The 330-nt window shown below is 63.0% G+C and carries 1 protein-coding gene; it reads right to left on the bottom strand.

The genetic code is table 11. The features are described 5' to 3' along the window. Positions 1-280 (bottom strand): alkaline phosphatase (locus tag QP415_RS11095; protein ID WP_285100101.1); only part of this gene is annotated, 280 nt, incomplete at its 3' end. Positions 281-330: the final 50 nt, after the last annotated feature.

Here is a 330-nt window from a genome sequence, read left to right as displayed (position 1 = left end):
CGGAATCAAAGCCAAGAGCATTGATCATCGTGTAGTACAGGTCGGACTGGTCGGTGCGACCCACAACGTTCTCAGCACCCGGACCGGAGGCTGCGACGCGCAGCTGCGCACCGGTGTGTCCCTGGCCGCCGAGAGCCACGTCATCGTCGTTGCTTCCAGCGTTGGCGTAGTTGATCACCATGTCGGAGCCATCGGCTGTGCGCAGCTTGGTGGTGCGGCCGAATGTCTCGGTGCCCCCGCTGGTGATCTGGCTGGTATGCGCGTGATCAGCGGTTACCACAATCAAGGTTGGCTGGCCGCTGGTGGCGACCCAGTTCTGCGCCACCTGGA

Source organism: Pauljensenia sp. UMB3104 (assembly GCF_030217285.1).
GTDB lineage: Bacteria > Actinomycetota > Actinomycetes > Actinomycetales > Actinomycetaceae > Pauljensenia.
Note: the sequence above shows the minus strand (reverse complement) of the source record. Positions and strands in the feature narration are given on the sequence as shown.